Consider the following 7,717-nt stretch of genomic DNA (forward strand, 5'->3'; position numbering starts at 1 on the left):
CTGGTCGTTGGCATTCGTGGCGCTTGTGCCGCCGGGCGTGGTCACGGTGATGTCATAGGTGCCCGCCGAATTGGCCGGCGCCGTCGCCGTGATCTGCGTGTTGCTGTTGATCGTATAGGTCGCGTTCGCCGCCCCGAACTTCACCGCGCCGGTCGGATTGGCCGCCGAGAACCCGGTGCCGGTGATGGTCACCGTCATGCCGCCGCCCGTTGGGCCCGAGGTCGGCGACGTCGAGGTTACGGTCGGAGCGGGGAGATAGGTGTACTGGTCGTTGGCATTCGTGGCGCTTGTGCCGCCGGGCGTGGTCACGGTGATGTCGTACGTGCCCGCCGAATTGGCCGGCGCCGTCGCCGTGATCTGGGTGTTGCTGTTGATCGTATAGGTCGCCGTCGTTGCCCCGAATTTCACCGCGCCCGTCGGATTGGCTGCCGCGAATCCTGTGCCGGTGATTGTCACCGTTGTACCACCGCCCGTCGGGCCTGCTATCGGCGACGTCGAGGTTACGGTCGGAGCCGGGACATAGGTGTACTGGTCGGATACGCTGGTGGCGCTGGTCCCGCCGGTATTGGTGACGCGGATATCGACCGTGCCCGTGCCTGCCGGTGCGGTCGCGGTGATCTGCGTGTTGCTGTTCACGGTGAAACCGGTTGCCGCCGTCCCGCCGAATGTAACCGCCGTTGCGCCAGTAAGGCCGGTGCCCGTGATGGTCACTGTGGTTCCACCAGCCGTTGGACCTGAGGTCGGCGACCTCGAGGTAACTGTGGGTGCCGCGACATAGGTATACTGATCAAACGAGCTGGTGGCGCTGGTTCCGCCGGGGCTGGTGACTGTGATGTCCACCGTTCCCGCTGTGCCTGCCGGTGCGGTCGCGGTGATCTGGGTGTTGCTGTTGATGGTGTAGCCGGTGGCTACCGTACCACCGAAGGCGACCGACGTGGCGTTGAGCAGGTTGTTGCCGGTGATGACCACCGTCGTTCCGCCGGCCGTCGGGCCCGACGTGGGCGAGACCGCGGTAACGGCGGGCTGGGGCAAATAGTTGATGGTGAGAGACGCGGGGGTGTTCGCGATCGGAGTTGGGTTGCCGTCGGGACCGTTGTACATGTACCCGGAATATACATCCGGGCCCGGTGGGGGCGCGCTCAGCAACTTTATTTGCAGTTGGGCGTTGGTGATGTTGAACCGAAATTCATAGAGCCCACCATTGCTGCCGTTTGCGGTTTCTGCAAGTTCCGCTCCAGTATCGTCTTTTGCGCCAAGGCCGAAGACGTTCGTGATGTCCATCTGCGTGTTATAGAAACTGCTGAAGCTCCCCATCCACGTCGTCTCGCACGTGTTGGTATAGATCGTTTGGGTCTGGCCAACCGCGGTAAAGGTGAGGTTCCATGTGCATGCAGCCTCCGCCGCCAGAGCGCTTGCAAGCCAGAGGGATAGCGCGAGCGCGCTTGCGCGAACGACCCCGCAAAAGGCTGACAGCAAAACGCCCGACAACGTTTCGTAGGTCTCAAACCACGCCTTGCAAGCCTCTTGGCCGAGCCTCAACTTAAAGCCAAGGCCATTCCACGTTCCAACACCCCATGCCCGCACTTATGTAGTCCCCCAACCACATCATCGAAGACGACAGCTCAGATCACACAAATCGGAAGCTGAAAATATCCCGTTGAAATTGCATTCATCGCGCAAAACGCGCAGCATCAACTTGTAACTGCGGCTTGAAGCCATAAATTGTTTCGTGTCGGGATGCTATGGGTTGCGTCGCATTTTTGCCCCAATTTCACAACCTACCGTTTTGCGGCGGCGAGCCCCTTGGCGCTGATGATCACTGCAGTTTTCATCGGCTCTTGGTGGATACTGAAAGCGTTGCAAATTAATCCGTGAATCGCGGGCCGTTCTGAAGACTGAAGCGCCTGTCTGTCATGAATATGGATTTTGCGGTTGGAGAGCATGTCGCCCGCGGCGCATTGGTCGGCGTGCTCGGGCTTTGGTGTCCAGGTTGCGAAGGATTCGACGTCTTGCCGACACGGGACCAAATGGTTGCCAAGGTCCGGGCGAGGGCAGAGTGCGTGCTGCATCTGCAAGTCGAAAATGTGGAAGCCTGTGTGAAATTGTGAGGGCGAGCCTCTTGTTAAGCCTCATCCATAGAACCGGGTCACCGAAAGCGAACATCCAGTTCTAGAACACCGACAATCCGGCATCACCATCCACCACTTCCCCAATTACGGCGGCGTCGGAGGCGTGCTTGCGGAATATCGCGAGTATGTCTGGCGCGGACGATCGGGAACAGGCGACGAGCAAGCCGCCACTCGTCTGCGGATCGCAAAGCAGCGCCTTGTCTATTGCATCCATCTCGCGTGCAAAGGCCACGTCCTGCCCATAGCTTGCCCAGTTCCTCCCGGAGGCACCGGTGACAAAACCGGCGGCGGCCAGATCGAAAGCGCCTTCCAGAAGGGGAACGGCGGACCAGTCGATCCGGACCCGGCAGCTCGACCCGCGCGCCATTTCGAGCGCGTGGCCGGCAAGGCCAAAGCCTGTCACGTCGGTCATGGCATGCACGCCGGAAAGCCGCGCGAGATCAGGCCCGGCCGTGTTGAGGCGGGTGGTGCTTTCGATCATGCGGGCATAGCCGACCTCCTCGAGCGCGCCCTTTTTCAATGCCGCGGAAAAGATGCCGATACCGAGCGGTTTGCCGAGGATGAGCACGTCGCCCGGAAGGGCGCCGCTGTTGCGCTTCAGGTGCGCCGGATCGACGAGGCCGATGGCGACGAGACCGTAGATCGGCTCGACGGAATCGATCGTGTGACCGCCGGCGATCGGAATGCCGGCTGCCCGGCAGGCCGCCGCCCCGCCATCAAGGATGGCGCCGATGGTTTCGGTCGACAGCACGTTGACCGGCATGCCGACGAGCGCCAGCGCAAAGATCGGCGTGCCGCCCATGGCGTAGACGTCGCTGATGGCATTGGTCGCGGCGATCCGGCCGAAATCGCGGGGATCGTCGACAACAGGCATGAAGAAGTCTGTGGTGGCGACGACCGCCTGGTGATCGTTGAGGCGATAGACCGCCGCATCGTCAGACGTTTCGATGCCGACCAGCAGCTCCGGCGGCACAGGCAGTTGGACGCGCCCCCGCAAGATTTCCTGAAGCACGCCAGGCGCGATCTTGCAGCCGCAGCCGCCGCCATGGGCAAGTGAGGTCAGGCGAGGCTCGGAGGAGGCGGGCAGGCTGCTCACGATTAGAACTCCCTCGACGCAATGGTATCGATGGCGGCCTTGCCGGCCACGGACGCGATCATGACCCATCATTTCCGGCAAGGCCATGACTTTTCGTGACAAAAGCCGATCAAATCGGCCTTGACACGCCGGCTCCAAGGTTCGACCATTCGTTTCAAGACCGATACGCATGGAAGAGGACCTCCAATGAACATCGATCTTTCCCGCCGCAGTTTCCTGAAGCTCGCTGGCGCAGGAGCAGCGGCCACCACGATCGGGGCCATGGGCTTCGGAGCGGCCGAGGCCGCAACAGCCGCCCATGTGCGTGCCTTCAAACTCGCAAGCACCACCGAGACCCGCAACGTCTGCACCTACTGTTCGGTCGCCTGCGGCATCCTGATGTATTCGAAGGGTGACCTTTCCGCCGGCGAGAAGGCGGAACTCATCCATATCGAGGGTGATGCCGATCATCCGACCAACCGCGGGACGCTCTGTCCCAAGGGCGCGGCGCTCAAGGACTTCGTGAAGTCCGAGACCCGCGCCACGAAGCCACGTCACCGCGCCCCGGGCGCCGACACCTGGCAGGATATCTCCTGGGAAGATGCCTTCGACAAGATTGCCCGGGCGATCAAGGACGACCGCGACAAGAACTTCATCGAGAAGAATGCGGCCGGCGTCACCGTCAACCGCTGGACGACGATGGGCTTCCTTGCCGCGTCGGGCGGCACCAACGAGACGGGATGGCTGACCTACAAGACCGTCCGGTCCTTAGGCGTCGTCGGCTTCGACAACCAGGCACGCGTCTGACACGGCCCCACGGTAGCCAGTTTGGCTCCAACATTTGGCCGCGGCGCAATGACGAACGCCTGGACCGACATCAAGAACACCGACCTCGTCATCGTCATGGGTGGCAACGCGGCGGAAGCCCATCCCTGCGGCTTCAAATGGGTGACGGAAGCCAAGCACCATCGCGGCGCCCGGCTGATCGTCGTCGATCCGCGCTTCAACCGCACCGCCTCGGTCGCTGACGTCTACGCCCCGATCCGACCCGGCTCCGACATCGCCTTCCTGATGGGCGCGATCCGCTACTGCATCGAAAACGACAAGGTGCAGTGGGACTATGTGAAGAACTACACCAACGCCACCTACCTGGTGAACGAAGGCTTCGGCTGGGTCGACGGCCTCTTCAACGGCTACGACGAGGAGAAACGCGACTACGACCGCACCGCCTGGGAATACCAGCTGAACGAAGACGGGACGGTGAAAACCGATCCGACCCTGTCAGACCCGCGCTGCGTCTGGAACCTCCTGAAGCAGCATGTCGCAGCCTACACGCCGGAGTTTGTCGAAAACATCTGCGGCACGCCGAGAGATCGCTACCTGAAGATCTGCGAAATGATCGGCGCGACGTCGGCCCGCGACAAGGTGATGACCTCGCTCTACGCGCTCGGCTGGACGCAGCATTCGAAAGGCGCCCAGAACATTCGCGGCATGGCGATGCTTCAGCTGATCCTCGGCAATGTCGGCTTGCCCGGTGGCGGGGTCAACGCGCTTCGCGGCCATTCCAACATCCAGGGGCTGACCGACATCGGCCTGCTTTCCAACTCCCTGCCGGGTTACATGAACCTTGCGACGGAAAAGGAGACGGACTACACCACCTACATGTCGACGCGCGGCAACAAGCCGCTTGTTCCTGGCCAGACGAGCTACTGGCAGAACACACCCAAATTCATGGTCAGCTTCCTGAAGGCCATGTGGGGCAGCGCCGCGACACGCGAAAACGACTGGGGCTTCGACTGGTTGCCGAAGCTCGATGTACCCTACTACGACATCCTCAGAATGTTCGACATGATGAGCCGCGGCGAAGTGAACCTCTACTTCTGCCAGGGCTTCAACCCGCTTCTGTCCTTCCCCAATCGGGCGAAGCTGACCGAGGGTCTGTCGAAGCTGAAACTGCTCGTGACAATCGACCCGCTGCAGACCGAGACGGCGCATTTCTGGGAAAACCACGGTATCTACAACCAGGTGGATTCCGCCAAGATCATGACGGAGGTCTTGCAACTCCCGGCGACCTGCTTTGCCGAGGACGAGGGCGCCACTGTCAATTCGGGCCGCTGGCTGCAATGGCACTGGCCAGGGGCGACACCACCGGGCGATGCCAAGCACGACACTTGGATCATGGCCAACATCTTCCTGCGCGTGCGTGAACTCTACCGCAAGGAAGGCGGGGTCTGTCCGGAGCCGATCCTGAACCTTGCCTGGGATTACAAGGACCCTTACGAGCCGGAACCGGCCGAGCTTGCCCAGGAGATGAACGGACGGGCGCTGCAAACGCTCTATGATCCGACCGATCCGACGAAGGTGCTGGTCGAGGCCGGCAAGCTCTTGCCCAACTTCGGCGTGATGCGTGACGACGGCTCCACCATGTCGGGCTGCTGGATTTATACCGGCTCCTGGACGGAGGAAGGCAACATGATGGCCCGGCGCGACAATAGCGATCCGGGCGATGTCGGCACCTTCCTCAAATGGACCTTCGCCTGGCCGGCCAATCGCCGCATCCTCTACAATCGCGCGTCCTGCGACCTTGAGGGCAAGCCCTGGGATCCGGCGCGCAAACTCATCGAATGGAACGGCGAGCGTTGGGCGGGCTTCGACGTGCCCGACATCGCGGTGACGGCAAAGCCCGAGGCGGTGATGCCGTTCATCATGACGCCTGAGGGAACCGCCCGTCTCTTTGCCCGCAAGCTGATGCGGGACGGACCCTTCCCCACACACATGGAGCCGTTCGAAAGCCCGGTCGAAAATCCGTTTAACGCCAAGCTTCGCGGCAATCCCGTCGCGCGCATCTTCCCCGGCGACCTGCAGCAGCTGGGCACGAGCACCGACTTCCCCTTCGTTGCCACGTCCTACCGGCTCACGGAGCATTTCCACTTCTGGACCAAGCACAGTCGCGTGAATGCCGTGCTGCAGCCGGAGTTTTTCGTGGAAATCAGCGAGGAACTGGCGGCCGAGCGAGGCATCGTCAAGGGAGGGCGAGTACGCGTGTGGAGCGCGCGCGGCGAGGTCTGGGCGAAGGCCGTGGTAACGAAACGTATTCGCCCGCTGATCTGCAACGGCAAGCCGGTTCATGTGGTCGGCATTCCGCTGCACTGGGGCTTCATGGGAGCGGCCCGCAAGGGCTTCGGTCCCAATAGCCTCACGCCTTTCGTCGGCGACGCCAATATCGACACGCCGGAGTTCAAGGCCTTTCTGGTCAACATCGAACCGGCGGCGGAAGAAGGAGCTTCGGCATGAGCGAACGCGCACCGGAACCGGTAACGGCCGCCGCCAACCCGCCGCTACAGCCGCTGGCTTCGAACCTTTTGCCGAGCGACGTCATCAAGGTGTCGGCAACCAGCAACGTGCCGACACCCGAACGACAGCTGACCCCGGTTGCCAAGCTGATCGACGTGTCGAAATGCATCGGCTGTAAGGCCTGCCAGTCCGCCTGTATCGAATGGAACGACACCCATCCGGACCTGGAGGAAAATGTCGGGGTCTACGAGAACCCGCACGACCTGACGGCTGATATGTTCACGCTGATGCGGTTCAGCGAATACGAGAACCCCGTTACCAACGAGTTCGAATGGTTGATCCGCAAGGACGGCTGCATGCACTGCGCCGATCCCGGTTGTCTCAAGGCCTGCCCGGCGCCGGGCGCTATCGTGCAATATTCCAACGGCATCGTCGACTTCATCTCGGATAACTGCATCGGCTGCGGCTATTGCATCGCCGGCTGCCCCTTCAACATTCCGCGCATCTCCAAGACCGCGCATGTGTCGAAGAAATGCACGCTTTGCTCGGACCGCGTCGCGGTTGGACAAGGACCGGCCTGCGCCAAGGCCTGCCCGACCAAGGCGATCACCTTCGGGACGAAGGAAGACATGGTCACGCTTGCCAACGAACGTGTCGAGGACCTGAAGTCGCGCGGCTACGACCACGCCGGCCTCTACGACCCGCAAGGCGTCGGCGGGACGCATGTTATGTACGTGCTGCACCATGCCGATCAGCCTTCGCTCTATGCCGGGCTGCCGGAGGATCCGCAGATTTCGCCGGTGGTGCGCGGCTGGAAGGGGCCGGCGAAGACCGTTGGACTCGCCGTTGCCGGTCTTGCGGCCGCCGGCGCCGTGCTGCACGGCATCTTCGCCCGTCCGAACGAGGTGACCGCCCAAGAAGAAGGCGAGGCGGAGGAACTCGTCGAGGACCGCAACCGCCCTCAAGGCGGCAGGGAGGCGTGATGGCTGACAAACGCATCTATTCGGCCCCCGGCGACAGGATCGAGACGAAGCACCCGGTCACCGTCAATCGCTATCGCGGCTATACGCGTCTCAACCATTGGGTCACCGCCGCCTGTATGATCGTGCTGCTGACTTCGGGCCTTTCCTTCTTCCATCCCTCGCTGTTTTTCCTGACAGGCCTCTTCGGCGGCGGCCAGATGACGCGGTGGCTGCATCCGATCGTCGGGCTTATCCTC

Annotated in this window: 4 protein-coding genes and 1 pseudogene; 3 read left to right on the forward strand and 2 right to left on the reverse strand. The window is 62.2% G+C overall.

Annotated features, from left to right (window positions below):
• Positions 1–1,281 (reverse strand): IPT/TIG domain-containing protein (locus I8N66_RS25985; protein WP_291159924.1); only part of this gene is annotated, 1,281 nt, incomplete at its 3' end.
• Positions 1,282–2,169: 888 nt separating this feature from the next.
• Complete coding sequence (selD, locus tag I8N66_RS25990) at positions 2,170–3,225, reverse strand: selenide, water dikinase SelD (RefSeq protein WP_291159927.1); 1,056 nt, start codon at positions 3,223–3,225, stop codon at positions 2,170–2,172.
• A gap of 186 nt (positions 3,226–3,411) precedes the next feature.
• Here selD and fdnG point away from each other — a divergent pair, with 186 nt between their 5' ends.
• The 3 genes and pseudogenes from fdnG to I8N66_RS26005 form a co-directional block, all read left to right on the forward strand.
• Positions 3,412–6,498 (forward strand): formate dehydrogenase-N subunit alpha, encoded by a 3,087-nt coding sequence (fdnG, locus tag I8N66_RS25995; protein ID WP_291159930.1) that lies wholly within the window; start codon positions 3,412–3,414, stop codon positions 6,496–6,498.
• Entirely contained in the window at positions 6,495–7,481 is a 987-nt protein-coding gene (gene fdxH, locus I8N66_RS26000; RefSeq protein ID WP_291159933.1) for a formate dehydrogenase subunit beta, read from the forward strand. Before fdnG ends, fdxH begins: the two co-directional genes overlap by 4 nt.
• Positions 7,481–7,717, forward strand: a pseudogene (locus I8N66_RS26005) (hypothetical protein); the annotation flags it as partial. The gene fdxH and the pseudogene I8N66_RS26005, both read left to right, overlap by 1 nt.

It is taken from the genome of Ensifer sp. SSB1 (assembly GCF_016652895.1).
Taxonomy (GTDB): Bacteria; Pseudomonadota; Alphaproteobacteria; order Rhizobiales; family Rhizobiaceae; genus Ensifer.

Coding starts and splice junctions, on each gene's coding strand:
- fdxH (WP_291159933.1), top strand. CDS start 6,495: ATGAGCGAACGCGCACCGGAACCGGTAACGGCCGCCGCCAACCCGCCG.